The sequence below is a fragment of the Bacillus sp. B.PNR1 genome (assembly GCF_030386235.1).
Taxonomy (GTDB): domain Bacteria; phylum Bacillota; class Bacilli; order Bacillales; family Bacillaceae; genus Bacillus; species Bacillus stercoris.
Map to the genome: position 1 here is coordinate 426419 of NZ_JANYMN010000003.1, position 26452 is coordinate 452870.

At 43.9% G+C, this 26452-nt stretch carries 23 protein-coding genes and 5 tRNA genes; 14 read left to right on the forward strand and 14 right to left on the reverse strand.

Going from position 1 to position 26452, the window contains the following annotated elements; genetic code table 11:
- Positions 1–11: 11 nt before the first annotated feature.
- The 9 genes from cdaR to NZD81_RS18845 all read right to left on the reverse strand — a co-directional run bounded on the left by cdaR (position 12) and on the right by NZD81_RS18845 (position 4273).
- The gene (gene cdaR / locus NZD81_RS18805) at positions 12–1454 is read right to left on the reverse strand and encodes a CdaA regulatory protein CdaR (protein ID WP_040084356.1); all 1443 of its coding nucleotides are present in this window, start codon (positions 1452–1454) and stop codon (positions 12–14) included.
- Complete coding sequence (cdaA, locus tag NZD81_RS18810; RefSeq protein WP_014662568.1) at positions 1447–2268, reverse strand: diadenylate cyclase CdaA; 822 nt, start codon at positions 2266–2268, stop codon at positions 1447–1449. The genes cdaR and cdaA overlap by 8 nt, the downstream gene beginning before the upstream one ends.
- A gap of 159 nt (positions 2269–2427) precedes the next feature.
- Positions 2428–3054 carry an anti-sigma-W factor RsiW gene (gene rsiW, locus NZD81_RS18815; protein WP_040084357.1) on the reverse strand — a complete coding sequence of 209 codons (627 nt, stop codon included), beginning with the start codon at positions 3052–3054 and terminating at the stop codon, positions 2428–2430.
- A gap of 13 nt (positions 3055–3067) precedes the next feature.
- Entirely contained in the window at positions 3068–3631 is a 564-nt protein-coding gene (sigW, locus tag NZD81_RS18820) for an RNA polymerase sigma factor SigW (RefSeq protein ID WP_003223646.1), read from the reverse strand.
- A gap of 229 nt (positions 3632–3860) precedes the next feature.
- Positions 3861–3932: transfer RNA gene (locus NZD81_RS18825), tRNA-Gln, on the reverse strand.
- Positions 3933–3936: 4 nt separating this feature from the next.
- Positions 3937–4021 (reverse strand) — tRNA-Tyr (locus tag NZD81_RS18830).
- Between the two features lie 21 nt (positions 4022–4042).
- A tRNA-Thr gene (locus NZD81_RS18835) sits at positions 4043–4115 on the reverse strand.
- Positions 4116–4119: 4 nt separating this feature from the next.
- Positions 4120–4195 (reverse strand) — tRNA-Val (locus tag NZD81_RS18840).
- Between the two features lie 3 nt (positions 4196–4198).
- Positions 4199–4273: transfer RNA gene (locus NZD81_RS18845), tRNA-Glu, on the reverse strand.
- Between the two features lie 179 nt (positions 4274–4452).
- Between NZD81_RS18845 and NZD81_RS18850 the strand changes: the two genes are divergently transcribed.
- The 13 genes from NZD81_RS18850 (at position 4453) to NZD81_RS18910 (ending at position 18881) form a co-directional block, all read left to right on the forward strand.
- Positions 4453–4908 (forward strand): 2-thiouracil desulfurase family protein, encoded by a 456-nt coding sequence (locus NZD81_RS18850; RefSeq protein WP_286315539.1) that lies wholly within the window; start codon positions 4453–4455, stop codon positions 4906–4908.
- An 11-nt stretch (positions 4909–4919) separates the two neighbouring features.
- Positions 4920–5402, forward strand: a complete 483-nt coding sequence (locus NZD81_RS18855) for a GNAT family N-acetyltransferase (RefSeq protein WP_286315541.1) — start codon at positions 4920–4922, stop codon at positions 5400–5402.
- A 109-nt stretch (positions 5403–5511) separates the two neighbouring features.
- Positions 5512–6426 (forward strand): N-acetylmuramic acid 6-phosphate etherase, encoded by a 915-nt coding sequence (gene murQ / locus NZD81_RS18860; RefSeq protein ID WP_289861040.1) that lies wholly within the window; start codon positions 5512–5514, stop codon positions 6424–6426.
- 16 nt (positions 6427–6442) lie between these two features.
- Positions 6443–7294: a MurR/RpiR family transcriptional regulator gene (locus tag NZD81_RS18865; protein WP_069148851.1), complete on the forward strand. Its 852-nt coding sequence runs from the start codon at positions 6443–6445 to the stop codon at positions 7292–7294.
- Positions 7295–7320: 26 nt separating this feature from the next.
- Positions 7321–8688 carry a PTS transporter subunit EIIC gene (locus tag NZD81_RS18870; RefSeq protein WP_227099635.1) on the forward strand — a complete coding sequence of 456 codons (1368 nt, stop codon included), beginning with the start codon at positions 7321–7323 and terminating at the stop codon, positions 8686–8688.
- Between the two features lie 56 nt (positions 8689–8744).
- On the forward strand, positions 8745–10070 hold the full coding sequence (gene amiE, locus NZD81_RS18875) for an N-acetylmuramoyl-L-alanine amidase (RefSeq protein WP_289861041.1): 1326 nt from the start codon (positions 8745–8747) through the stop codon (positions 10068–10070).
- A 27-nt stretch (positions 10071–10097) separates the two neighbouring features.
- The gene (gene nagZ / locus NZD81_RS18880) at positions 10098–12026 is read left to right on the forward strand and encodes a beta-N-acetylhexosaminidase (RefSeq protein ID WP_289861042.1); all 1929 of its coding nucleotides are present in this window, start codon (positions 10098–10100) and stop codon (positions 12024–12026) included.
- Positions 12027–12039: 13 nt separating this feature from the next.
- Complete coding sequence (locus NZD81_RS18885) at positions 12040–13284, forward strand: exo-beta-N-acetylmuramidase NamZ family protein (RefSeq protein WP_289861043.1); 1245 nt, start codon at positions 12040–12042, stop codon at positions 13282–13284.
- 189 nt (positions 13285–13473) lie between these two features.
- Positions 13474–15063, forward strand: a complete 1590-nt coding sequence (btr, locus tag NZD81_RS18890; protein WP_282373914.1) for a bacillibactin transport transcriptional regulator Btr — start codon at positions 13474–13476, stop codon at positions 15061–15063.
- Between the two features lie 89 nt (positions 15064–15152).
- Positions 15153–16106, forward strand: coding sequence for an iron ABC transporter substrate-binding protein FeuA (feuA, locus tag NZD81_RS18895; RefSeq protein ID WP_136654937.1), 954 nt, complete (start codon positions 15153–15155; stop codon positions 16104–16106).
- Between the two features lie 18 nt (positions 16107–16124).
- A complete protein-coding gene (locus NZD81_RS18900) occupies positions 16125–17129 on the forward strand; it encodes a FecCD family ABC transporter permease (RefSeq protein WP_014662557.1) in 1005 nt (334 codons plus the stop codon).
- On the forward strand, positions 17122–18132 hold the full coding sequence (feuC, locus tag NZD81_RS18905) for an iron ABC transporter permease FeuC (RefSeq protein ID WP_289861044.1): 1011 nt from the start codon (positions 17122–17124) through the stop codon (positions 18130–18132). The genes NZD81_RS18900 and feuC overlap by 8 nt, the downstream gene beginning before the upstream one ends.
- Positions 18129–18881 (forward strand): alpha/beta hydrolase, encoded by a 753-nt coding sequence (locus tag NZD81_RS18910; protein WP_282373913.1) that lies wholly within the window; start codon positions 18129–18131, stop codon positions 18879–18881. The genes feuC and NZD81_RS18910 overlap by 4 nt, the downstream gene beginning before the upstream one ends.
- Before the next feature lie 9 nt (positions 18882–18890).
- On the opposite strand, the gene NZD81_RS18915 is transcribed toward NZD81_RS18910, so the two are convergent.
- The 5 genes from NZD81_RS18915 to NZD81_RS18935 form a co-directional block, all read right to left on the reverse strand.
- Complete coding sequence (locus NZD81_RS18915) at positions 18891–19811, reverse strand: bile acid:sodium symporter family protein (protein ID WP_080478297.1); 921 nt, start codon at positions 19809–19811, stop codon at positions 18891–18893.
- Between the two features lie 145 nt (positions 19812–19956).
- The gene (locus NZD81_RS18920; RefSeq protein ID WP_069148843.1) at positions 19957–21393 is read right to left on the reverse strand and encodes a SulP family inorganic anion transporter; all 1437 of its coding nucleotides are present in this window, start codon (positions 21391–21393) and stop codon (positions 19957–19959) included.
- Positions 21394–21633: 240 nt separating this feature from the next.
- On the reverse strand, positions 21634–22680 hold the full coding sequence (locus tag NZD81_RS18925) for a zinc-dependent alcohol dehydrogenase (protein ID WP_289861045.1): 1047 nt from the start codon (positions 22678–22680) through the stop codon (positions 21634–21636).
- Positions 22655–23605, reverse strand: coding sequence for an inositol monophosphatase family protein (locus tag NZD81_RS18930; protein ID WP_289861046.1), 951 nt, complete (start codon positions 23603–23605; stop codon positions 22655–22657). Before NZD81_RS18930 ends, NZD81_RS18925 begins: the two co-directional genes overlap by 26 nt.
- Positions 23602–24870: an aspartate aminotransferase family protein gene (locus tag NZD81_RS18935; protein WP_014662550.1), complete on the reverse strand. Its 1269-nt coding sequence runs from the start codon at positions 24868–24870 to the stop codon at positions 23602–23604. Before NZD81_RS18935 ends, NZD81_RS18930 begins: the two co-directional genes overlap by 4 nt.
- Positions 24871–25136: 266 nt before the next feature.
- On the opposite strand from NZD81_RS18935, the gene NZD81_RS18940 reads away from it, so the two are divergent.
- The gene (locus NZD81_RS18940) at positions 25137–26360 is read left to right on the forward strand and encodes an MFS transporter (protein ID WP_282373911.1); all 1224 of its coding nucleotides are present in this window, start codon (positions 25137–25139) and stop codon (positions 26358–26360) included.
- Positions 26361–26452: the final 92 nt, after the last annotated feature.

Sequence of the window (26452 nt, forward strand, 5' to 3'; positions counted from 1 at the left end):
TCGCTCCTTTTTTATTCCGATGAGGATTGTGAATCCGCAGTGGATTCATCCTCATCCTGATCTTGGTTTTCGTCTTGGTTTTGATCGTTGCTGTTTTTATCAGTGTTCTTTGTATCTTCTTTCTGATTGTTCTTTTGATCATTTGTTTGTTTGTCTGTGTCATCCTGATTTCCTGATGTATTGCTGCTGTTATCATTCGTTGATGTATTGCTTTTTTTGGATGTCAGCTTGATTTTGGCGTTTTTCTGCCCCAAGGACCAGGTTACATTCTGTGGTCCGTTTACTTCAAGCTTCACGCTATGCTCCCCGTCCTCTAAATCTGAAACATTCACATACAATTCGATATCCGATTTTTTCAGTTTTTTTATATTCGCGGGAGAGCCTTTAGCCGTTACGTCTATCGCTTGTGATTCAGGATCAAGAAATTCAATGTTTTGTGAACTGCTCAGCCCTACAGTCTTGATAGAGACATTCTCAAACTTCTGATCCGCTTCACTATCGACTTCTATATGCAAAGTCACCTTTGACGGCGAGATTTTTTTGACGCCGTCAGGAAGCGGAATATCTGCCTCGATATCGGAATCCTTGTTAATTTTGCTTAAGTCTAGGCTGACGCCATCAATAAATTCAAGAGAATCCAACACATCCTGTGAGCCGTAAACCGTTACCTCACTGGGGCTGGATTCAATATTCGCTATGCTGACACCGTCAGGAAGGCTTCCTGTCCGTTCAATTTTAAAGGGCACTTTTTTACTTGGGCTTGTCACCGGAACGGTAATCTTGATGACCGAGGGCTCAACGTCGACAGGAAGCGCGTTTCCGTCTTTATCATAGACAGTCACTTTCGCTTCCTTTTCAATCGTTTCATCTGCATTCTCCAAATTCACTGAAGCTTTGACAAGAGAAATATTATCGATCACATTTTTAGATCCGGTAATCTGCACATTTTTCGGACTGACAATCGGCTGCTGCGGAGAATAGCCTTTTTTCATCTTGCTTTTATTGTAGTACTCCACTTCTACAGGAAAGCTTTTGGTCGTCCGTTCCTGTATGGTCACTGTCGTAACAGACGGATTAATTGAGATTGTCAGCCCATCCGACACGTTTTTGGCCTTAAGCTCAACCTTATGTGTGCCGGTTTTCAAATGTTCCATATCGGCGTATATTTCAAAGTTCTTGGTCTGCCTAGCCTTTTTCACGGCACTTGTCGAGCCTTTTATCGTGACATTAACCGTTTGCGGAACACCTGTCACGACGTAATTTTCATCATCATAATACGCTTTAACCGGAATATCGGTCAGAGTTGCTTCATCAGTTGTTGATGTCGGAAAGAAAGATTCACCCGGTTTTTTCGGAGTCGGTGCTTGGTTGCTGTTAACCGCCACATAAAGCAAGAGCGCGAAAAGCAGAGCAATGATTTTCACAGCCCAGCGGTTGTTTAAGAATTTATCCATTTTTCTTGCCCCTCCAATACCAGCGGATAGAAGAAGTGTCTCTGGTGTTTTTCTTAAACTCGGCTTCAAGCATTTCTTTCAGCGCTTCTTCTGTCAGCTCTCTGTGAAGGTCGCCGTTCTTTGCCACACTGACGCCGCCGGTCTCTTCAGACACAATAATCGTCAAACTGTCTGTTACTTCACTGATGCCGACAGCCGCTCTGTGCCGCGTGCCCAATTCTTTTGAAATAAACGGGCTTTCAGAAAGCGGCAAATAACAGGCGGCCGCGGCAATTTCATTATTCTTCATAATCACCGCACCATCATGAAGCGGGGTGTTTGGGATAAAAATATTAATCAGCAGCTCAGAGCTGACTTTGGCATTCAGTGGTATGCCGGTCTCAATATAATCCCCCATTCCAGTATCCCGCTCAATGGTCAGCAGGGCGCCTATACGGCGTTTCGCCATATAATTGATCGCTTTTGTGATGGCCTCAATCGTTTTCTGCTGCGCTTCTTCTACAGGCGTGCCGCTCCTTGAAAAAAATCGGCCGCGGCCTAGCTGTTCAAGCGCTCTTCTCAGCTCAGGCTGAAAGATAATAATAATTGCTAAAAATCCCCATGTTATCGCTTGGTCCATCAGCCACTGAAGTGTGCTGAGGCCCAAATATTGGCTGGCCATACGAACAAGCACGATGACTACAATTCCTTTTAACAGCTGAACCGCTTTCGTGCCGCGTATCACCATAATCAATTTATATATCACATACCAAACAAGGAGAATATCAACGGCATTGCCGAGGTACTGCAAAAAAGGGATATCCTCAAAAGCCATTTCCTCGTCCTCCAAGATTTCAGTCATTTCGTATTTTGTGTTTTACGTGTTACGCATATGTACTTTACATAGCGAGCCCATTATACCACATATCGATTTAGCAAGTGAAATGAGCCAGCCGCTCAGCCCGCAAAAAAAGAGCAAAGCGGCTAACGCGCTTTACTCTTCTCCGTTCGGATTGAATGCATTGAGTACACTTTTCCCCGCAGACTTCATCTTGTACCATGTCCAGTCGAATAATTGATTGATTTCTTCAATTTGACCGGTGACTTGTCCAGCAGAGGCCATATACTTTTCGCCGTTCACGACGGTTACATCCCCGTCTATTTTGCCTTTAATAATCAGCTTGCCGTTTTTGACAGTGACATCACCTTTAACCGTCTCACCTTCCGGCACGGTCACAGTATGGTTATGAACCACAAGATTTGGCTGCTTGGACACGCTGAAATTGTGGTCATTATGCCAGCTGTTAAAAAAACCTCCGCCCATCAAAATGATGAATACCGCAGCAGCTGCGATAACGGGATGGCTTCTGAACCATCTTTTCACAGAAGCTCTTTTCTTCTCCTTAGGCAATTTTGCCATGACATTAGCGGTAAAATCCGCGGGGGCTTCGACATGCGATGTGCTCCGTACGAGCGCTATAGATTTCTCCATCTCGTAAAAATGCTTTCTGCATGTCTCGCATGTCTCCAGATGTTCATTTAATACGTGTTCATCTTTTGGAAGGATATCTCCATCAAGATGCATATGCATAAGCTGCACAATTTGTTCAGGACAGCTCATTTCATCACCCCACTTAAAGATCCCTTAATTGTTTTCTAAGAGCCTCTCTGCCTCTGTGAATCCGCGTTTTCACAGTCCCCACAGGAATGTTTAGAATCTCCCCGATTTCAATTAATGAGAGTTCGTCAATATACTTTAATACGATGACTGTTCTGTATTTGTCAGGAAGCTTTAAAATTTTCTGCTGAATCGTGTTTGAGAGCTCCAGCGACACAACTGCATCTTCAGGCAAAACACCATCTGCGGCGATTTGGGAATACATGGTCAAGCCTTCTGTACCAGCCACCTCTGCATCGAGGTAATAATCCGGCTTCTTTTTGCGAATGCGGTCAATGGTCAAATTGGTCGCGATTCGATAAAGCCAAGTTGAAAATTTCCGGTTAATATCAAAACTGTCGATATTAACGTACGCTCTGATGAAAGCCTCCTGTGCAATATCCTCCGCCTCATGCACATTGCCAAGCATACGGTAGCAAAGCTGATAAATTTTATCTTTGTAAATATCTACGATGTCCGCAAATGCATCCTGGTCGCCTTTTTTAACTTGTTTAATTCTTTTTTTAATCATCATTTCCATATTTATCTAACCTCTGCCTTCACCGGTCTGTATGTATACGAGCTTCGTTTCAAAAGGTTTCAATTTTTTTATAAAATAAGTTTATCAAATTTTTGGCAGGGTGTAGATGGTAATTCGTGAATAAACTACCTTAACATATTTTTAAAATTATTATACAGACTGAACAGTTAGAAGTTGGAATGAATTTTAAAAAAGAAAAAAGACACCTTTTGGTCAAAGGTGTCTGTGACTGGGCTAGCTGGATTCGAACCAACGCATGACGGAGTCAAAGTCCGTTGCCTTACCGCTTGGCTATAGCCCAATAATGGTGGAGGGGGGCAGATTCGAACTGCCGAACCCTGAGGGAGCGGATTTACAGTCCGCCGCGTTTAGCCACTTCGCTACCCCTCCACATTAAATTTTGAAAAACAGTGCCGGCAAGAGGACTTGAACCCCCAACCTACTGATTACAAGTCAGTTGCTCTACCAATTGAGCTACACCGGCAAGATGGTGGAGGATGACGGGCTCGAACCGCCGACCCTCTGCTTGTAAGGCAGATGCTCTCCCAGCTGAGCTAATCCTCCAAATGGTGACCCGTACGGGATTCGAACCCGTGTTACCGCCGTGAAAGGGCGGTGTCTTAACCGCTTGACCAACGGGCCGTTGTGTTCTCGTCGAGCTGACAAAAGTTATTATATACAGGTCACCCCCTGTTTGTAAAGAGAAAAATTAAATTTTTTATTTTCAAACTTTTTAACTCCTTTTTTAACTGAAAAAGCCTCCCAACTAAAGTCATTTATTTTATGATAGAGACAAGCAAAGCAAGAGAGGAGAAACCAATATGATTCTAGTCAGTTCTTGCCTTGGAGGCATTGAGTGCAGATATAACGGCTCTCACGCAGCGTCTGAGAAAATCAGAAAACTCGTCGCTGAAAATAGAGCAGTCATGGCTTGCCCTGAACTTCTTGGCGGCTTTTCAACCCCCCGGGAACCCGCAGAAATCATAGGAGGCAAAGGCGAGGATGTCCTCAGTGGAACAGCGAAAATCGTGACAGCTTCAGGTGAAGATGTCACAGAGCTATATATGGAAGGTGCCGCGAAAACATTGGCTTACGCAAAAGAAATCAACGCCACTGCCGTCATATTAAAAGAAAACAGTCCATCTTGCGGAAGCGGCTTTATCTATAACGGTACATTCTCTGGCAAAAAAATCCCCGGCAGCGGAGTAACCGCCGCACTGCTAAAACAAGCGGGCTACCGCGTCATTTCAGAAAACCAGCTAGACGACATATTGTAAGGAGGCCACCCATGACTCAAGACATTTCTTTATCCTTCTATAAGCCTGAACACTTGCCCGAGCTTCAATCATTCACGCTCACCAATGATGACAAACGCTTTACCTCCCTCCCGAAAGAGGTGCTGTCTCAGGCTCTGGGCATACAGGACCGATACCCGGTTGTCATCTTAATAGACGATCTTCCAGTCGGTTTTTTCATTTTACATGCATCAAAAGAAACGCTAGCTTCCTATTCTAACAATCCATTTGCTTTACTACTCAGCTCCCTGTCTTTAAACGCTGTGCATCACGGAAAAGGGTACGCGAAAAAAGCCATGCTTTTGCTTCCCTCTTTTGTGAGCGGATACTTTCCATGGTGCGACGAAATCATCTTGGCCGTCAATCATCTGAACACACGCGCAAAACACCTTTATATGAAATGCGGGTTCATTGATAAAGGACGGCGAAGAATCGGGCCGCTTGGAGAACAGTTGATCCTTCATCATTTCTTATAGTCTTGAGTGAAATAAAATTTCAAAAATGTAAAAACATAGTTGAAATATCATAACAGAAATGAATATACTGAATATTGAGATATATCATTTTAAAACAGGGGGCATCCTCATGTCAGAATCACTAAACCTTCATCATCTTACAACGGAATCACGCAATAGCCAAACGGTTGAAATCCACAAAGCAAACACTCTCGGCATCCTCAAAATGATCAACAACGAAGATATGAAAGTCGCTGCAGCCGTTCAGGAGGTTCTCCCCGACATCAAAACAGCTGTAGACTGCGCATATGATTCATTTCAAAGTGGAGGCCGGCTCATATATACAGGCGCAGGCACAAGCGGCAGACTCGGCGTCATGGATGCTGTTGAATGTCCTCCCACTTACAGCGTAAGTCCTGATCAGGTCATCGGAATCATGGCTGGAGGTCCCGAAGCCTTTTTACAGGCAGCAGAGGGCATTGAAGACAGTGAAAAAGCAGGGGCTGAGGATTTAAGAAACATACAGCTCACGTCAAATGACACCGTCATTGCCATCGCAGCAAGCGGCCGTACACCTTACGCCGCAGGCGCCCTAAGATACGCCCGCGAAGTCGGAGCGCACACCATCGCCCTTACTTGCAATGAAAATTCCGCCATCAGCAAGGATGCGGATCACAGCATTGAGGTTGTCGTCGGACCTGAGGCCATTACAGGATCAACACGTATGAAAGCTGCAACCGCTCATAAAATGATTCTAAACATGATATCTACCGCTGTAATGGTCAAAATCGGCAAGGTCTACGAAAACTTGATGGTAGACGTCAACGTCAGCAACAAAAAACTAAAAGAACGCGCCATCAGCATCATCCAAAGCCTTACAAACGCTTCATACGAAACAGCGAGGAAAACCCTGGAACAAGCCGATCATCACGTCAAAACAGCAATCGTTATGCTCAAAACCAGCACAGATCAGAAACAAGCAAAGACATTACTCGATGAAGCAAACGGTTTCATTGATAAAGCAATCGAAAATTACCATCCATGATAAGGAGAGAACTAGAATGGCAACAGGCGGTTTAGCGATCATCCAATCAATGAAGCATAAGCTCCCTCCATCCGAGCGTAAACTTGCAGATTATATCCTAACCCATCCCCACAAAGCAATCGAAAGCACTGTCAGCGAAATCAGCGCCTTAGCCAATTCAAGTGACGCTGCCGTCATCAGGCTCTGCAAATCACTCGGATTAAAGGGATTTCAAGATTTAAAAATGAGAGTAGCGGGCGATCTGGCAAAGCCTACGTTTCAGGGCTACCGTGATATTGTTCCCCACGAGCCGCTGCCCTCTATTTCCGAAAAAGCGGCCGGCAATGCCATTCAAGCCATTCAGGATACTTCAGACCTGATGGACTACAAAGAACTGGAACAAGCGGTTTCTCTGCTTCTCAAAGCTCACACTGTGCATTTTATCGGCGTCGGGGCTTCCGGCATTGTCGCCAAGGACGCTCAGCAAAAGTGGCTTCGCATTCATAAACAAGCAACCGCGTTTACAGACACTCATCTTGTGGCCTCTTTAATCGCAAATGCAGATAAAGACGACATCGTATTCGCCATTTCGTTCTCAGGAGAGACGCAGGAAATCATTGAACTGCTTGCCATGGCTAAGGAAAAAGGCATCACAACGATCAGCCTCACACAATTCAGTCAGACATCCGTCTCCGCACTGGCTGACGTCCCATTGTATACAGCCCATTCCAACGAAGCCTTGATTCGAAGTGCAGCCACTTCCTCCCGCCTCGCCCAGCTTTTTATGATAGATGTATTGTTTTTAGGCATGGCGGCTGAGCAATATGAAGAAACAACCGGCTATATCGATAAAACAAGAGCAGCCATAAAATCTATGAGAAAAAAATAAAGCATCTTGAAGGGGAGGGGTTTTTAATGAGCAAAGAAAATAACTACCATCAACTCGCAAAGAAAATCCTCGAGTTATGCGGGGGGAAATCCAATATATCCTCATTTACGCATTGCATGACAAGGCTGCGTATTACACCTTACGATGAAAACAAAGCAGATGCTCAGGCTTTAAGAGCGCTTGACGGAGTATTGGGGGTCGTTGAGGCTGAAACCTTACAAATCATCCTCGGTACAGGAGTCGTCAATCATGTCACAACGGCTTTCTCCAAGCTCGTCTCAGCTGAAGAAAGTGTCGATGTGAATGAAGCAGCCGCCAAAAAGAAAGCCGATATCAATCGAAAGAACGCCACTCCTTTTAAACTTTTCTTACGTAAAATCGCCAGCATTTTTATCCCTCTTATTCCGGCTCTTGTCGCTTCCGGTTTAATTACTGGGATTACCAAAGCAAGTATTCAAGCCGGCTGGCTCTCTGCAGAATCACAAATTGCTGTTATCCTGACAATCATCGGATCAGGGCTGTTCACTTATCTCGGCATTCTCGTGGGTATCAACGCTTCAAAAGAATTTGGCGGGACACCCGCTCTTGGGGCTTTGGCCGGGATCTTGATTATCAATCCGGAGATCGCAAAGATCAGTTTATTTGGAGAAGAGCTTCTTCCGGGCAGGGGCGGCCTGATCGGCGTCCTTTTCGCTGCTATATTCATTGCTTACACCGAACAATTTATTCGCCGCTTTATTCCTCAATCACTCGATATCATTGTCACACCCACCGTTTCACTGTTAATCACCGGAATCGTAACGTATGTCGTATTCATGCCTTTAGGCGGATTCATTTCTGACGCCATTACATCCGGCCTTCTGTCCATCCTGGACATCGGCGGCATCGCTGCGGGCTTTATTCTGGGCGCAACCTTCCTTCCTCTCGTCGTAACCGGATTGCATCAAGGCTTGACGCCTGTGCACATGGAACTGATCAATTCAATTGGCAATGATCCTCTGCTCCCTATTTTGGCTATGGGAGGTGCAGGACAGGTAGGCGCGGCCTTTGCCGTCTTCGTGAAAACGAAAAAAACAACACTGAGAAAAGCAATCGCCGGCGGGCTTCCGTCAGGCCTGCTCGGCATTGGGGAACCGCTCATTTTCGGAGTCACGCTGCCGCTTGGCCGTCCGTTTTTAACGGCATGCTTAGGTGCTGGAATCGGCGGCGCCTTTCAAGCTTATTTTCAAGTAGCCACCTTTGCGATTGGTGTCTCCGGACTGCCGCTTTCCTTTCTAGTCCTGCCTTCGCAAATCATCCTGTATATCGTCGGGCTCTTCATTTCCTACGCGGCCGGCTTTTTATTGACCTATGCATTCGGATATAAAGATGAAATGGCTTCTCAGTTCGATTAAATTGTTTCTATTTTAGGGATAGTAAACGGGATAGAAGCACAGAAAGGGGATAGCCTGTGAAAACAAAGACACTGTTGTTATTCAGTGCCATTTTAACCCTATCGATATTGGCGCCAAATGAAACCTTCGCGCAAGCAGCAGACAGCTTGGTTGAGCCGAAAACCATAAATGCAGCAACTGCACAATTCTCGACGAAGAAGCTAAGGAAGGTAGATCAGATGATAGAACTGGATATTGCAGCAGGATTTCCAGGCGCCGTTCTTGTCATCGTGAAGGATGGACACATCATAAAAAAAGAAGCATACGGCTACAGTAAAAAGTACGAAGGATCAGAGCTGCTGCGCCGTCCGTCCAAAATGAAAACCCGCACGATGTTTGACTTAGCCTCAAATACAAAAATGTACGCCACAAATTTTGCATTGCAGCGCTTAGTCAGCCAAGGAAAACTTGACGTCTATGAAAAAGTTTCTGCATATTTGCCTGGTTTCAAGGATCAGCCTGGAGACCCCATAAAAGGAAAAAACAAGATACGTGTCATTGATGTTCTTCAGCACCAATCAGGGCTTCCATCAAGCTTTTACTTTTACACGCCGGAAAAAGCCGGCAAATACTATTCCCAGGAACGTGACAAAACGATTGAATATTTGACGAAAATTCCGCTCGATTATCAAACCGGGACAAAACACGTATACAGTGACATTGGGTATATGCTCCTCGGCTGTATTGTCGAAAAACTCACCGGAAAACAGCTTGATGGCTACGCGGAGCAAGAGCTCTACAAGCCGTTGAAGCTGAAGCACACCTTGTACAATCCGCTGCAAAAAGGCTTTAAACCAAAGCAGTTCGCAGCTACTGAACGCATGGGCAATACACGTGACGGCGTTATTCAATTCCCTAACATACGCACAAACACGCTGCAAGGAGAAGTGCATGATGAAAAAGCGTTTTACTCAATGGATGGCGTGTCTGGCCATGCCGGGTTGTTCTCAAATGCAGATGATATGGCCATTCTGCTGCAAGTCATGTTAAACAAAGGATCATACCGAAACATTTCTTTATTTGATCAGAAAACAGCTGACTTGTTTACAGCACCTTCAGCAACAGATCCGACATTCGCTCTTGGCTGGCGGCGGAACGGAAGCAAAAGCATGGAATGGATGTTTGGCCCTTACGCCAGCGCAAATGCTTATGGGCATACAGGCTGGACGGGGACCGTTACAATCATTGATCCGGCATACAATTTAGGTATCGCATTGTTAACAAATAAAAAGCATACCCCAGTTGTTGATCCAGAAGAAAATCCCAACGTCTTTGAGGGTGATCAATTTCCAACAGGCAGTTATGGAAGCGTTATAACCGCGATTTATGAAGCAATGGAATGAATGATTAGACGATAGGAGGAAGTTTCTATGAAACCTGTCTTTCCGCTTATCCTTTCAGCCGTTCTTTTTCTTTCATGTTTTCTCGTGGCTAACCAGAAAGAAGCCACTGCATCTAAAAGTTCAATCGATGCCAATCAGATTGTCAATCGTATGTCATTAGATGAAAAACTCGGTCAGATGCTGATGCCTGATTTTAGAAATTGGCAAAAGAAAGGCGAGTCCTCACCGCAAGCCCTTACGGAAATGAATGAGGAAGTCGCCAGCCTCGTCAAGAAATATCAATTCGGAGGCGTCATTCTTTTTGCAGAAAATGTAAAAACAACAAAGCAAACGGTCCAGCTGACAGACGCTTACCAAAAGGCAAGTCCTAAAATCCCGCTCATGCTTAGTATTGATCAGGAAGGCGGCATTGTAACGAGGCTAGGGGAGGGCACTAATTTCCCAGGGAATATGGCGCTGGGCGCAGCCAGAAGTAGAATCAATGCGTATCAGACCGGCAGCATCATTGGAAAAGAGCTCTCGGCCTTAGGCATCAATACAGATTTCAGCCCTGTCGTAGACATTAACAATAATCCTGATAATCCTGTAATCGGCGTACGGTCATTCAGCTCCAATCGAGAACTGACATCACGACTCGGTTTATACACGATGAAAGGGTTGCAGCGGCAGGATATCGCCTCTGCCCTCAAACATTTCCCGGGACATGGAGACACGGACGTTGACAGCCATTATGGACTGCCGCTCGTTTCCCATGATCAAGAACGGCTTCGAGAGGTCGAGCTCTATCCTTTTCAAAAAGCAATTGATGCCGGTGCTGATATGGTGATGACAGCCCATGTTCAATTCCCTGCCTTTGACGACACCACATACAAAAGCAAACTCGATGGATCGGACATTTTGGTTCCAGCTACACTTTCGAAAAAAGTGATGACAGGCCTTCTTCGTCAGGAAATGGGCTTTAATGGGGTCATCGTTACCGATGCGCTCAATATGAAGGCAATCGCAGATCATTTCGGACAGGAAGAGGCTGTGGTCATGGCCGTAAAAGCTGGTGTCGATATTGCATTAATGCCAGCCTCAGTTACTTCATTGAAAGAAGAACAGAAATTCGCACGTGTTATTCAAGCTTTGAAAGAAGCCGTGAAAAACGGAGACATTCCTGAACATCAAATCAACAAATCAGTTGAAAGAATCATTTCCCTGAAAATAAAACGCGGCATGTATCCAGCACGGAACGACGACAGTACAAAAGAAAAAATAGCCAAAGCCCAAAAAATTGTAGGAAGCAAGCAGCACCTGAAAGCAGAGAAAAAAATAGCTGAAAAAGCAGTAACTGTATTAAAAAATGAACAGCACACTTTGCCGTTCAAGCCCAAAAAAGGCAGCCGAATCTTAATTGTGGCACCTTACGAAGAACAAACTGCTTCAATCGAACAAACCATTCGCGATCTCGTCAATCGTAAGAAAATCAAACCCGTATCTGTCGACAAAATGAATTTTGCCAACCAAGTATTTAAGGCCGAGCATGAAAAACAAGTAAAAAAGGCTGATTATATCATTACCGGTTCCTATGTCGTCAAAAATGACCCTGTCGTCAACGACGGTGTCATCGACGACACCATATCTGATTCAAGCAAATGGGCTACCGTGTTTCCGAGAGCTGTCATGAAAGCCGCACTGCAGCACAATAAACCTTTTGTCTTAATGAGTCTGCGCAATCCCTATGATGCCGCCAATTTTGAAGAAGCAAAGGCACTGATTGCTGTCTATGGCTTTAAAGGATACACAAATGGCCGTTATCTTCAACCTAATATTCCGGCCGGAGTGATGGCGATATTCGGCCAGACAAAACCTAAAGGCACACTTCCAGTTGACATTCCGTCAGTCACGAAACCAGGGAACACCCTTTACCCATTTGGCTACGGTTTAAATATCAAAACGGGAAAACCGCTTTAATGAGGAGGAACATATGAGAAAAACAATATTCGCTTTTCTCACAGGGCTCATGATGTTCGGAACGATAACCGCTGCCTCTGCTTCACCCGATTCAAAGAATCAAACGGCTAAAAAACCTAAAGTCCAGACCGGCATAGACACGCTTTTGCCAGATTACAAAAAAAAGCTCAAGGGAAAACGAATCGGACTGATCACCAACCCAACGGGAGTAAATGCATCTCTGAAAAGCAGTGTCGATATACTTTTCGAGAATCCAGAAATCAAACTGACAGCTTTATTCGGCCCTGAACACGGCGTCCGTGGTGACGCCCAGGCTGGAGACGAAGTAGGCTCTTACATTGACGAAAAAACCGGGGTTCCCGTATACAGTCTCTACGGAAAAACGAAGAAACCGACACCAGAGATGCTGAAAAATGTTGATATTCTACTATTTGATATACAGGATGTCGGGACCCGTTTCTACACGTACATTTATACAATGGCATACGCAATGGAAGCCGCCAAAGAAAACGACATTCCGTTTATGGTGCTGGACCGCCCGAACCCTCAAGGCGGAAATCATATTGAAGGACCAATCTTAGAACCTGAATACGCCTCATTTGTCGGATTGTATCCCATTCCGTTGAAGCATGGGATGACGATAGGCGAATTGGCTATATTGTTCAACAAAGAGTTTGACATTGATGCCGAGCTTACAGTCGTGAAAATGAAACACTGGAAACGAAAAATGGATTTTGACGATACCCGATTGCCTTTCGTCCTCCCTTCGCCTAACATGCCGACAGTGGAGAGCACATTTGTTTATCCTGCAACCGGGCTAATTGAAGGAACAAATATATCCGAAGGGCGAGGGACAACAAAACCATTCGAATTGATCGGAGCTCCCTTTATCAAAAGCACAGAGCTTGAAGAAACTTTAAACAGCCTCCATTTGCCGGGCGTGACATTTAGGGCAGCATCCTTTACCCCGACGTTTTCTAAACATCAAGGAACGCTTTGCCACGGTGTGCAGCTCTATGTGACAGACAGAGATAAGTTTGAAGCCGTTAAAACAGGTCTTTCAGTCATTAAAACCATACACGATCTCTATCCTGAGGATTTTGAATTCCTCTCAACAGGTTCATTCAATAAACTGGCAGGCAACGGCTGGATCAGGACAAAAATCGAAAATGGAACTTCTATTGAAGACATCATAGACAGCTATGAAAAAACACTCCAACAATTCAGCAAAACAAGAAAAAAATATCTCATTTATTAAGGCGTAAGCATCGTATGTTACACGTGTAACATATTCTTACTGAACGAAAGACCCTTACTTTCACACACGAGTAAGGGTTTTTTTCGTGCTAAAAACCCACCCGCTTTATATAGGAAAACTTTCATTTATTTGGTACAATTTTATTGAAAATGATTATCAATTGAAAGTTTCTGAAAAGGTGGTCTACTCTTGCCAAACGCAGTGATTTATCAACCCATACAAATTGAATATCTAAAAAAAACAAGTGATCTCTTCTCAGAACAGCAATTAGCCGATTCATTCGTTCTGATCTTTCATTTAAAAGGAAACGGCCATATTTCGATCGGAACAAACACCAATCCTCTGCAAAAAAAGACACTTTATGTTTGCCCGCCTAACGAGACCTTTGGCTTTACACCAGCAGCCAATGGACATATAGATGCCTGTCTGATCAGGCTTCAAAGCTATATCAAGGAAAACGGCCAAGATATTTTCACACCATGCGCAGAATCAGAATTAGCCAAACTGAAGCTTGTGAATGTTTCGCATATCGAAAACCTTGCAGTCCGGCTTCAAGAGCTTGCAACACTATGGAATGAATCGTCTCAGCTTTCTCAGCTTAAATGCGTGATTGAAGTACAAAGCCTGATTTATGACCTCTTTACTGCCAGTTTATCTGAGCAAACGGATACACATTCAGCAATCGAAAAAACAAAACACTATATCGAAACCCATGCCCATTCAAAAATCACCCTTGCCAAGCTGGCACAAATCGCAGGAATCAGCGCCAAACACTACAGCGAAAGCTTTAAAAAATGGACTGGACAGAGCGTAACAGAATTTATTACGAACACAAGAATCACCAAAGCGAAACAGCTCATGGCAAAATCAAACTGCAAATTGAAAGAAATCGCTCACCAATCCGGTTATCAAGATGAATTTTATTTCAGCAGAATCTTTAAAAAATATACAGGGTGTTCACCTACAAGCTATATGAAAAAACGACGAAAAAAGATCGCCGCTTATGGAAGGGGGACAATGGGCCATCTCATTCCTCTTCATCACATACCCTTTGCCGCTGCTCTGCATCCGAAATGGACGTCTTACTACTATCAGCATTATTCGGCAGATATACCCGTCCAGCTCAGTGCATACCGCTTTAATGAAAAGTGGGAAGAAAACCTGTACACATTATCGCAGGCAGAACCAGATGTGATTGTCAGCATGGATTCTATTTCTCCGGAAGAACAATATCACCTGAATCGCATCGCAGAAGTTATGTACCTTCCTTCAGAAGAAAGCTGGAGAACCCACTTTCTGCAAACGGCCTCATTTTTAAAGGAAGAATCCGAAGCAGAAAAGTGGCTCTCGGCTTATGACCGGCAGACAACAACCGCCAAAAAAACACTTCAGCACGTTCAAGGGCTGCATTTTCTCTTTTTGAGGCTGCATAAGCAAAACTTCTATCTGGCACATAACCGAAGCGTCCGCGAAGTTTTCTTTGGAGATTTAGGATTCAGCTCGGCAAAAACAGCTGACACACCTTCAGAGCAAGCGATTCCGTTAGAAAATATCGCAAATTACCAAGCTGACTGCATGATGCTTTTTCTTTTTAAAGAACCAGAGACCATAGCCTATTATCAGCAATTACAGCTGACAGAAGCATGGCAGAACCTAAGCGCCGTAAAGAATAACCGTGTTTATCTTTTATCCCTTGACCCGTGGAATGAATACTCAGCTTGCGGGCACGAACGCATCGTTCAGCAAACTATTTCTTTACTATCCGGAGATTGTCCATGATAAATCAGAAATTTGTCCATGGTGTTATATCTATTCATTCTCTATAATTCTAATTGATAATAGTTATCAATTGACAGGAGGCCCTATAGATGAAAAAAATATCTCTAACCTTATTAATCTTGCTTCTCGCACTGACAGCAGCAGCCTGCGGCGGCAAAAACGAATCGACCGCCAGCAAGGCAAGCGGCACAGCATCTGAAAAGAAGAAAATTGAATACCTGGATAAAACATATGAAGTAACTGTACCGACAGACAAAATTGCCATTACAGGAAGCGTTGAATCAATGGAAGATGCCAAACTGCTTGACGTTCACCCGCAAGGCGCGATTTCATTCTCAGGCAAATTCCCTGATATGTTCAAAGACATTACTGATAAAGCCCAATCAACCGGAGAAAAAATGGAGCCAAACATTGAAAAGATTTTAGAAATGAAGCCAGACGTCATCCTTGCTTCAACAAAATTCCCGGAAAAAACACTGCAAAAAATAAGCACAGCCGGCACAACGATCCCAGTTTCTCATATCTCTTCAAACTGGAAAGAAAACATGATGCTGCTTGCCCAGCTGACTGGAAAAGAGAAAAAAGCGAAAAAAATCATTGCAGATTATGAACAGGATCTAAAAGAAACAAAAACTAAAATCAATAATAAAGCGAAAGATTCAAAAGCGCTTGTCATCAGAATCAGACAAGGCAACATTTACATTTACCCTGAACAGGTGTATTTCAACTCCACGCTATACGGTGATTTAGGCCTTAAGGCGCCGAGCGAAGTAAAAGCTGCAAAAGCGCAAGAGCTGATTTCATTAGAAAAATTAAGTGAAATGAACCCAGATCATATCTTCGTCCAATTTTCTGATGATGAAAATGCAGACAAACCTGATGCCTTAAAAGATCTGGAGAAAAATCCAATCTGGAAAAGCCTGAAAGCAGTCAAAGAAGATCATGTGTATGTCAACTCAGTGGACCCTCTCGCACAAGGCGGCACAGCTTGGAGCAAAGTCCGTTTCCTGAAAGCGGCTGCTGAAAAATTGACACAAAACTAATTCAGAGTAGGTTTTTGTATGTATTCAAAACAGTGGACACGTATCATATTGATTACTTCTCCATTTGCTATAGCACTGTCGCTTTTGCTTTCAATCCTTTATGGGGCAAAGCATCTTAGCACAGATATTGTTTTTACATCTCTTATTCATTTCGATCCGGGAAACACAGACCATCAAATTATATGGCATTCTCGGATTCCAAGGGCTGCCGGCGCTCTGCTCATAGGGGCAGCCCTTGCTGTTTCTGGAGCGCTTATGCAAGGCATTACGCGCAATTATTTAGCTTCGCCCTCCATTATGGGCGTTTCAGATGGTTCCGCGTTTATCATCACGCTCTGTATGGTTCTGCTCCCGCAATCATCGTCGATTGAAATGATCATTTATTCTTTTATCGGCTCAGCGTTAGGGGCTGTGTTAGTATTCGGCCTTGCCGCCATGATGCCGAACGGATTTACCCCCGTGCAGCTCGCCATCATCGGCACAGTCACAAGCATGCTGCTCAGCAGTTTATCAGCGGCCATGTCGATTTATTTTCAAATTTCTCAGGATCTCAGTTTCTGGTACAGTGCCAGACTTCATCAAATGAGTCCGGATTTCCTGAAGCTTGCCGCTCCGTTTTTCCTGATTGGCATCATAATGGCCATGTCTCTCAGCAAAAAGGTGACTGCCGTATCCTTAGGCGATGACATTTCTAAAAGTCTGGGCCAAAAGAAAAAAACCATAAAAATCATGGCGATGCTTTCCGTCATTATTTTAACCGGCAGTGCCGTAGCGCTGGCCGGAAAAATTGCGTTTGTTGGTTTGGTTGTTCCTCATATCACGAGATTTCTCGTCGGCTCTGATTACAGCAGGCTGATTCCGTGTTCCTGTATTTTGGGCGGAATCTTTTTAACCCTGTGTGATCTCGCAAGCCGATTTATCAACTATCCGTTTGAAACACCGATTGAGGTCGTAACATCCATTATCGGCGTACCTTTCTTCCTTTATTTGATTAAACGAAAAGGAGGGGAGCAAAATGGCTAAAAAATATGCATTGTTCATCGTTTTGATTCTCGTTGTCAGCTATTTCAGCTTAACGAGCGGATCATTTTCTGTTCGTCCGGCTGAGCTGCTCTCCACTCTTTTTCAAATCGATCCGAATCCGCAGTATGAAATTTTGCTGTTCGATCTAAGACTTCCGAGGGTTATCATGGCTGCTATTATCGGACTCGGTCTTGGCATTGCAGGCGCTGTCATCCAGGCCATCACAAGAAACGGGCTTGCTGACCCGGGAATTCTCGGAATCAACGCAGGGGCGGGAGCCGGTATTGTGGCGTTTATGCTCTTGTTCCAAGGCCAGAAGGAAGTTACATCCATAGCTGCAGCGATGGGGATGCCGCTCTTTGGATTGATAGGTGGGCTCATCGCGGCGCTCCTGATTTACATATTTGCATGGCACAGAGGCAATTTAGATTCAGGAAGAATTATTCTGGTAGGAATCGCGATCAATTCAGGATTCAGCGCCCTTTCTTTGTTTTTATCATTAAAAATGGACCCGCAAGACTATCAAATGGCCATGGTGTGGAAAAACGGAAGCATCTGGTCTGCCAACTGGACGTATATCACAGCCGTTCTTCCGTGGATGCTGCTGTTTATACCGATTCTTATTGCCAAATCCCGCTTGCTCGACACCATTCGTTTTGATGAAGACACAGTCAGAAGCCTTGGCATATCATCAAATAAAGAAAAAACCATCCTGCTCGTCGCCTGTGTAGCAATCATCAGTGCCTGTGTCTCCGTAGCGGGCAGCATGGCGTTTGTCGGCTTAATTGCTCCCCATATTTCACGGAGGCTGTCTGGCGTCGAACATCGCTATATTCTGCCACTGAGCGGTTTAATCGGGATGCTGCTTGTGATAAGCGCAGACTTTGCAGGAAAACTGTTTTTTCAGCCCGCGGAAGTGCCCGCAGGCATCATTTTGGCGATCCTCGGTGTTCCTTATTTCTTATATTTGCTTTTTAAGCAAAAAAAGGGGGAGAATGCTTGAAAGGATCTCTTTCAGAACACAAAGCCGGCAACAGGAGGTTCACGCTGTACCTCCCTCCTTCCTACAGCGCAGACAGCGGGGAATTCCCTGCTGTCTATGTGCAAGATGGCCATTCTTTGTTTCACGGCCAAATTGAATTATTAGAAAGCATGTTTCAACAGCAAAGGCTCCCTCAACTTGTACTAATTGGTATCAAACCTGAAAATCGGCTTGACGAATACACGCCATGGCCGGCTGCATCACTCAGTGATCGATTCCCGGACTTCGGAGGCATGGGATATGACTATCTGTCTGACATGACAAACCGGTTCATTCCGTTTATCGAAGAAAACTGGAACATCGCCAGGAAACCGCAAACAAGAGGAATGATCGGTGCCTCATTAGGCGGCCTCATCTCAATGTTCGCCTTATTAAAGTATCCGTCAGTTTTTGGGAAAATAGGTTCTATCTCAGGTTCATACTGGTACGAGAACGCAGCGGAAACCATTCATATTTCTTTTTTAACACCCGGCACTGCGCGTATTTTCATGTCTGTCGGCAGTGAAGAAGGCCGTGGAAAACAATCCATTCAGCGGCATATGCTGAAAAAAACAAAGCAAGTTCACCAAAGTCTAAAAGAAAAAGGCTTCACTGAAGACCAGCTTTGTCTTTCAATTGAAAAAGGGGCGGTGCACCACCGCAAGTATTTCTGCAAACAGTTCATCACCGCTCTCGAATGGCTATACGGAAAAAACCGCTCAATCCAATGAGCGGTTTTTTCATGCTTTCTGCAAAACAGGTTTTAATTCAAAACGATTCAGCATATAGCCAAACAAAGCAGCCAATATCTGCTGGAACAGCATGCCGATCACAACAGGAACGGCAACCTGAGACGGGAAGAACGTAACGGCAAGAACTGCGCCGGCACTGATATTCCTCATGCCTCCCGTAAATATAAGAGAGACTATTTCCTCTTGGCGCCTTTTCATCATTTTTCCGATCAGCCAAGCAGCGGCATAGCCTGTTAACGCAATAAAGAAGACCGTTACAGCTATTCCTGCAAATCTCAAATCAATGGCTTTGAAATAAGGAGCAATCGCTGAACTGTTAATCGCAATCACTGCCATCAAGCAAAGCTTTGAAAAAGGCGACAGCGCGCTGCTCACAGATGCAGTTCGTTCAGGAGATGACATCTGATTAAACAGCATGCCCAGAAAAGAAGGAATCACGACCATTACAATCAGGCCTTTCATCATTCCCCACACGTCCATATGAACCTGAGCGCCGGCCAGCAATGAAAGGCTCAGCGGTACGATTAGCGGTGACAGCACAGTATCAACTAAGATAATCGAAAGCGTCAAACCGACATTCCCTTTGTACATCGCTGCCCAAATCAAGCTTGTAATCCCAGTAGGAATTACGACAGCCAACGTTAAACCAGTGATCGTTAAAGGGTCGCCTTTAAAGATAAGATGGCCGCTGCCCCAAGCAAAAAGCGGCATAAAAATATGAAGAACAAATAGTGCAAGAATCATAGGAAGAGGGTGAGATAATGCATGTCTCAAAGATTGAAAGTTCGCGCTTAAACTGCCTGCAAACGTAATAAACGCAAAGATCCAAGGCACTGCGCTTTCATATCCATTTAAAAATTGAGACAACAGCACGCCCAACACCACACTAGTCGGGGTTAAAAGCGGCATCACCCTCCCCAATACACGGTTCAGCTTCTGAAGCATCATATGCAAGTCCCCTATTTTAAATTTCTCTTCTCTCTATTATATCAATGCTGCTTAACCGTATGTTATATAAAAAAGCCCAGATCTCGTTAATCTGGGCTTCCCTATTTTATGCCATCTGTTTCATTAGAGACTTACTCGCTTTATTCAAACCTTTTAACTCGGCTTCAATGCCTTGTTCTTTAAACTTCGCAACAATCTTATCAAGTGCTGCCGCTCCAGAATCATCCCATACATGAGCTTCAGTTAAGTCAATCACGACCCGCTCAATATCCTCTTGATAAATAAACGCATTTGCAAGATCCGTCACTGACGCAAAAAAGATCTGCCCCTTCACTTGATAGGTTCTAAGCTTTTGATCCTCTGCATGAGAAACGATTTTCAGCTTCGAGATTTTTGCCACAAAGAACACGGCACTTAAAAGAACGCCGACAAATACACCCTTAGATAAGTCATCCGTCACAACAACCGTTATCACAGTCACAACCATGACAATCGAGTCCGTGAGCGGCGCTTTTTTAAGTCCTTTTAAAGAAGACCAATCAAATGTGCCGACAGACACCATAACCATTACAGCCACTAACGCAGCCATTGGGATTTTCACCACGACATGACTTAGCACCGCAATTAAAAACATCAGAAAAGCACCGGCCACAAATGCTGACAAACGTCCGCGCCCGCCCGCTTTTGTATTAATGACAGATTGTCCGATCATAGCACAGCCTGCCATGCCGCCAAAGAATCCGGTCACGATATTCGCAATTCCCTGTCCTCGGCTCTCTTTATTTTTATCACTGTCCGTATCCGTCATTTCATCAATAATCTGTGCTGTCAGCAAAGATTCAAGCAACCCGACAAACGCTAAAGCAATCGAATAAGGAAAAATAATTTGCAGTGTTTCAAAGGTTAACGGAACATCGGGAATTAAGAAATGAGGCAACGAACTAGAAATATTGCCCATATCGCCAACCGTCCGCACATCCACATGGAAAGTGACCGCAATAATTGTCATCACAATAATCGCAACAAGCGGGGACGGAACAGCAGTCGTAAACCTCGGCAGCACATAAATAATAACCAGCGACCCGGCAAGCATCGCATACATACTCCAAGAAGCACCTTCAAACTGAGGAAGCTGCGCAGAGAAGATAAGGATCGCCAGCGCATTTACAAACCCGATCATGACAGAACGCGGGATGAATTTCATTAATCTCGCTATTTTACTGATACCTAAAATCACCTGAATAATGCCCGTCAAAATCGTAGCCGCAAATAAATACTGAAGCCCATGATCAGCAACCAGCGACACCATAACGACTGCCATTGAACCAGTCGCAGCTGAAATCATGCCAGGTCTGCCGCCAAAAATAGAAATAATTATGGCTATACAAAATGACGCATATAGACCGACCATCGGATCCACACCGGCTATAATAGAAAAGCCGATCGCCTCAGGAATTAATGCTAACGCAACTAAAATGCCAGCAAGAATGTCTTTTCGGATATTCCCGAACCATTGCTGTTGTAATGTAAAACTATTATTCAAATATAACGACTCCTTCTTATAAAAAAATAAAACCGCACCATATCTATTGTATTGGGAGCTTTTTTTATTTTACGGGAGAAAATGAAAGAAAAACGACCGGGGAAAACGGGGAAACGTTGAGTATATTGTATTGAGGCAAGGAGTTGTCATACAAAGTATCATAATAAATTTTCATCAATTACGCAAGATGAATGCTGAAGAAAAAAATGGCTCAAACATAGTCTGAGCCATTTCGCTGGATTATATCATATCCGGATGAGACACAAGAATCGTTTTAATGGCAGTAATATCTTTTCTCTCATTTGGCAACGCACCTATACCCATCAATTCCTGGATGGCAGCCTCGTAGTTCTCAAGCGGAGTTTTCTCCGTAATTAATTCAGAAAGCTGAGGCATGTCCACAGCACATGATACCGCATCCTCCATAATTTGGCGCGCCTCTCCGGTTCCAACAATCGTCACACCGTTAGAAAGCAGCTGGAAAGGCCTGATTTTCATCTCATACGTATCATCAAATCCCATAGGCACAAGTCTTCCGCCCTTGTTAATTAACGGATATGCCCATTCAAGCTGATTACCGATCGCGTCAAAGATCACGTCAAATGTTCTCCCTTGGTTAATCCGTTTGACCTCATCTACCGTTAAATCCTGAGGGTGATAAACATAGTCAGATATTCGGCGCGCCGCTTCTGAACGGTACTCACCAACCTCGGTCGCAACTGTCAGCCTAGCGAGTTTTTTTACCATGATTTGAACAAGCAGTCCAATCGGCCCTGAACCTAATACCAGTACAGAATCGTCAGGTTTGATAGCAGCCCGCTCAATCACATTTAACACACAAGAAAGCGGCTCAATTAAAGTGGCTCGTTCCCATTCCATAGCGTCCGGGATCTTATACATAAATCGGTCCTCGCCCACATAATAATCGGCAAATGTGCCATGTGCCCCTAATCCCAGCTGCCAGTCTTCAAATGTTTCACAATAACAAGTTAAACCTTTTCTGCAATAATAACACTTCCCGCAAAACTGAGTCGGATCGATCACCACACGATCACCAGGCTTAACGTTTTTAACCTCAGGTCCTGTTTCTGTCACCACGCCCACGGATTCATGACCAAGGATCATACCGTGAGTCGCACGCATCTTCCCTTTTAGAACATTTAGATCCGTTCCGCAGATGCCTGTCCCGTATATTCTTACTTTTACATCGTTCATTTTTTTAATTTGAGGTTCTTCTACTTCTTGCAATTCCAGCCGTTCATTAGGAGTCCAGACCAACGCTTTCATATGTCTCTTCCTTTCTGTCCCAGCGAATTTGATCCAGCAGCTTCTGATGCAGCTCCTTCGTGGACGCGGCGATGCATGACTGCTGGTTATTGTAGCTAAGATCCGTCAGAAGTGTGTCATCCAAGGACTTTCCATACGCGTCAGTAATGACAACACCCGCTTTTTTCGCCAAAAACACACTTGCGGCAATATCATAAGGAAACAGATGCAGAACCTGCCCATTTCCTACAGCCTGAAAATCTTTTAGCAGTGCAGGATCGTCCTTTAATAAACGATTGCCGATATCCACATAGGCATCCATCTGCCCTGTGATAATTCTGGAGATGGAATATGAAGCGCTATTAAAAACAAAAACGCCGCCATTATTCGCTGACTGATCTATCAAATGACCGTACGCATCAATCATCAGATTCGAGGGATGCCCATTAAACTCAAGGCTCCAAAACATATGTTTAATGTCTTCCACCTTGCTCAGGTTTGGCAGGGTGCCACGATAGCCTTCATAATAGATACCCTCAGAATAAACATCCGCGTACATATAGGCTCCTGTTTTCAGCTCTAGCAGAAAAGCAAATTCAATATCCTTAATTTTTGCGTCAGGCTTGTACGCTGCTAATGCGATAGAGATACAAGACATTTCAAGACCTGCAGCTGCCGGACGCGTACCGTCAATCGGATCAACAATCAAAATATATTGAGGATTGTCTCCAAATATCTTCAATCCCCCATCTTCCGTATAAAACGCGACTGACTCCTTTTTGCTTTGCACATAATCCAGCACTGCTTTCTCAGCAGCCGCATCAATATTAAACTGTGCATCTCCGCCTGGGGAGTACCCGTTAACTAACCGGTTTTTCAGTGTTCCTTTCTGACCCTTTACTTCCTCATAAACAAATTTTCCAAGCTCTACAATATATTCTTTCACTTGATATCCTCCAATAGCTTACGAAGTTTGAAACAAAGCACCTCAGCCTCACTAAGCGTAATCGTGAGAGGCGGACGGATTTTAAATACATTTCCGAATCCGTAACGGGAAGTCCGTAAAATTAACCCATAATCCATAGCCCGTTTTGCAATATAATTGGTCAGTTCTACATCAGGCTCATTATTCTCTTTTACAATTTCAACGCCGATCATCAAACCTACGCCTCTGACGTCAGCAATAAAGGTAAATTCTTTCTTCATGTGCTCTAAAGAATCCATAATGTAATTCCCGACAATTGTTACATTTTCTAAGAAGCCAGGACGCTGCATGATTTCGATGGTCTTACAAGCCGCTGCCGAGGCCATCACATTTGAACCATAAGTAAATGAGTGATTATGGCCGGCTAATCCCATGTACTTATCCTCTGTAAGAGTAGCGGCAACCTGGAACCCCGTGCCGCCCAAACCTTTCGCGACCGTCATCATATTCGGTTTCACATCAAAGTAATCAGCGGCAAACATCTTGCCTGTACGGCCGAATCCAGTTTGAATTTCATCAAAAATAAGCGCGATATCATGCTCATCACAGAGCTTTCTTAATTGCTTAAAGTATTCCTTAGGCGGAACGATGTTTCCTCCATTACCGGAGATCGGTTCAATAATCATCGCGGCAATTTTTCCGTTGCTCGCATATTCGATAAAGTCATTAATTCTTTCTACACAAAGCATTCCGCATGAATCTGGTTTCTGATTGTAAAAACACCGGTTGCAATAGGGGTCAGGCACCTGCAAGCCAAAAGAAAACTGAGGGGGGAACGGCTCTCTTCGAAACGAATTTCCGGATAACGCAGACATCATATACGTTTGGCCAAGATGGCTTCGGAATAAAGAAATGACATCTGTTTTCCCTGAATAGTTTTGAGCCATTTTGATAGCTCCTTCATTCGCGGCAGAACCGCTGCTGACTTTGGGGTGAACTTTCGTGAGATTGTCGGGGGAGATTTCTACAAGTTTTTCAGCTAGTTTATTAACGGCGTTGGTTTGGTAGGATGAAGTGACATGTATCAGCTGGTCAGCCTGTTCTTTGACTGTATCAATAACTTCTTTATTGGTATAACCCAAATTCAAATTGAAAGTAGCAGAAGCACAATCAATATACTCATTGCCCTCTGAGTCGTATAAATAAATGCCTTCTCCTCTTTCCATGACAACATCATCCACTTTGTAATACAAACTGTCTGGATTCGTAACTTCTTTAGTCCCCACTATCAACACCCCTATTTAATAAAATATGTAAAACTCGTTAACCATCGTATAAATTCTAGAAATTAATGTCAACTAGATAAATAGTAAAAATTGTTAATTATTTGTTAACGTTTGCATAGGGGGTTCCTATTTAAACAGCTTATGTTAAGATAGAAATAAATGGATTTATTGTAAAAAACTAAATATAAACTACATAAACGCTTATTTTGCTGCCAGTCCTATTAAAAATTGTAGAGAGTATTATTTTTATCAAAGGAGATTAATGAATGAAAACTCGTTTACTGTGGATTGGATGTTTATCTTATGGATCGATCGCCTTTACTCTCGTTATACTTGGAGCCGTCCTGCCGGAATTACTTTCCCATTACGCCCAAAACTACAGTAATGGCGGTGTATTAGTTTTTTCACAATTTATGGGGTTTTTAATCGGCGTATTAGGGATGCCTTATGCTGTAAAAAGAATGGGACGCAGAAAAGTCGTTGTAATTGGGCTAGCCATGATCAGCTGCGAGTTGTTTATTTATTTCCTCCCTCCATGGCCGTTGCTCTTTCTTCTTGTCAGTATGGCTGGACTTGGGGCTGGGCTGGTAGAATCCTGTGTAGGAACAATCATTCTAACAGCAATTAAAGAAAAACAAGCAATCGCTATGAGTAAGATGGAAGTAGCATACGGTTTAGGGGCACTTTTCATGCCATTGCTGTCTGGTTTTTTAATCAGCAATCATGTATGGGCATTGGCTTTTCTTGTATTGGGGGTAAGTTCATTTCTTTTAATGGTTGTTTGGAGCCGGATGAGTTTTGGCAGTTTAGACGATTTACTCAATCGTCAAACAGACACCTCGGCCGATGGAAAGCAACAAGCACCTACAAGTTTTCGAAAGCATGGCTTACTGTTTATTTGTTTAGCAGCTGCTTACTTCTTTTTTTATGGAGGCAGTGAAGTATCAATTGTTCACTTTATCCCTTCTATCTTTGCTGAGAAATGGGATATTTCAAACTCCTTAGCGACCATTACGGTAACAATATATTGGATCGGTATGATCATCGGCCGTTTACTGACCGGGCCGGTTTCCGAAAAATTAACCTATCATCGTTATCTTAGGCTGATAAATATCGGCGGCCTCATTTCACTCTGTATTTTGGCAATCAGCAAAACAGCTTTTGCTGGGTTTGTTCTTTGTTTCTTCTTAGGATTATTTATGGCCGGCATGTTCGCCATTGCTTTAATTATCACTAATCAATTTTACCCAGGAAAAACCGAACAAACGACAAGCATGCTGCTCGCTGCCAATGGATTAGGCGGCTCTATCCTGCCAATCGCAGTCGGATGGAGTCTAGATGAGTTTCCCGTACAAACTGCATTTTGGTTATTTACAACGCTCATGTTGATCATGCTTGGGATTGTATTGGTATTAAAAATGTTAGAGAACTTAAAAAGCAGAAAGCTCAATAAAATGGATACCGACGAAAACAAACCGGTACAGATATAAAACAAAAAACCCAACTCAATGAGTTGGGTTTAAACTTGCTTGGCGGCGTCCTACTCTCACAGGGGGAAACCCCCGACTACCATCGGCGCTGA

Coding starts and splice junctions, on each gene's coding strand:
- cdaR (WP_040084356.1), bottom strand. CDS start 1,454: ATGGATAAATTCTTAAACAACCGCTGGGCTGTGAAAATCATTGCTCTG.
- cdaA (WP_014662568.1), bottom strand. CDS start 2,268: ATGGCTTTTGAGGATATCCCTTTTTTGCAGTACCTCGGCAATGCCGTT.
- rsiW (WP_040084357.1), bottom strand. CDS start 3,054: ATGAGCTGTCCTGAACAAATTGTGCAGCTTATGCATATGCATCTTGAT.
- sigW (WP_003223646.1), bottom strand. CDS start 3,631: ATGGAAATGATGATTAAAAAAAGAATTAAACAAGTTAAAAAAGGCGAC.
- NZD81_RS18850 (WP_286315539.1), top strand. CDS start 4,453: ATGATTCTAGTCAGTTCTTGCCTTGGAGGCATTGAGTGCAGATATAAC.
- NZD81_RS18855 (WP_286315541.1), top strand. CDS start 4,920: ATGACTCAAGACATTTCTTTATCCTTCTATAAGCCTGAACACTTGCCC.
- murQ (WP_289861040.1), top strand. CDS start 5,512: ATGTCAGAATCACTAAACCTTCATCATCTTACAACGGAATCACGCAAT.
- NZD81_RS18865 (WP_069148851.1), top strand. CDS start 6,443: ATGGCAACAGGCGGTTTAGCGATCATCCAATCAATGAAGCATAAGCTC.
- NZD81_RS18870 (WP_227099635.1), top strand. CDS start 7,321: ATGAGCAAAGAAAATAACTACCATCAACTCGCAAAGAAAATCCTCGAG.
- nagZ (WP_289861042.1), top strand. CDS start 10,098: ATGAAACCTGTCTTTCCGCTTATCCTTTCAGCCGTTCTTTTTCTTTCA.
- NZD81_RS18885 (WP_289861043.1), top strand. CDS start 12,040: ATGAGAAAAACAATATTCGCTTTTCTCACAGGGCTCATGATGTTCGGA.
- feuA (WP_136654937.1), top strand. CDS start 15,153: ATGAAAAAAATATCTCTAACCTTATTAATCTTGCTTCTCGCACTGACA.
- NZD81_RS18900 (WP_014662557.1), top strand. CDS start 16,125: ATGTATTCAAAACAGTGGACACGTATCATATTGATTACTTCTCCATTT.
- feuC (WP_289861044.1), top strand. CDS start 17,122: ATGGCTAAAAAATATGCATTGTTCATCGTTTTGATTCTCGTTGTCAGC.
- NZD81_RS18915 (WP_080478297.1), bottom strand. CDS start 19,811: ATGCCGCTTTTAACCCCGACTAGTGTGGTGTTGGGCGTGCTGTTGTCT.
- NZD81_RS18925 (WP_289861045.1), bottom strand. CDS start 22,680: ATGAAAGCGTTGGTCTGGACTCCTAATGAACGGCTGGAATTGCAAGAA.
- NZD81_RS18940 (WP_282373911.1), top strand. CDS start 25,137: ATGAAAACTCGTTTACTGTGGATTGGATGTTTATCTTATGGATCGATC.